The sequence below is a fragment of the Halorubrum sp. Atlit-26R genome, assembly GCF_003666015.1.
Lineage (GTDB): Archaea > Halobacteriota > Halobacteria > Halobacteriales > Haloferacaceae > Halorubrum.
Genome location: NZ_QPLT01000350.1, coordinates 1 through 542 on the forward strand (window position 1 = coordinate 1; position 542 = coordinate 542).

Below are 542 nucleotides of genomic sequence, written 5' to 3' on the forward strand. Positions count from 1 at the left end.
GGATTATTGATATTTCTTTCTCATCAATACCACGAGCGACTAATTGTTGTTTCCCGGCTGGTCCCATCGTAATATATGAGTCAGCAAGAAGGAGTGGATAACTACCAAGAATATTATTCAGCATAAAATGACTTAATCTGTTAATTCCTGATGAATAGTGGTACTCACCAAAGCGATCCCCGTTGTACCTATAAATAAAGGGGATATTATATATGGAAGCGATACTGCCAACTATTGATCCGTGTAAGGGTGGAGCCGTTATCTGAAAGAGTGCATCCGGCGAATGGGATTGAAGATAGGAGAGAAGTGCAGAAATCTCTCCAAGTTGAGAACTACCATTCGTGTAGCCTTCCGCCTTATCATAGCCATTCACTTTATCTGAAAATGATTCACTAGTAGAGATCAGATGAGTTGTGAAGTTACTGGATAGTGATTTTCCGATATTAGTCGCTGCAAGTTCTATGTTTGGGGCAGTCTTTGACCCAGTAAATACCCCGATTGTTTTATTCATGGGATTGAAGAATTTAGGCAATACTGAACCC

1 protein-coding gene is annotated in these 542 nt (G+C 40.2%); it reads right to left on the reverse strand.

Annotated features, from left to right (window positions below; genetic code table 11):
- Positions 1-542 (reverse strand): hypothetical protein (locus DVK07_RS23040; RefSeq protein WP_158603219.1); only part of this gene is annotated, 542 nt, incomplete at both ends.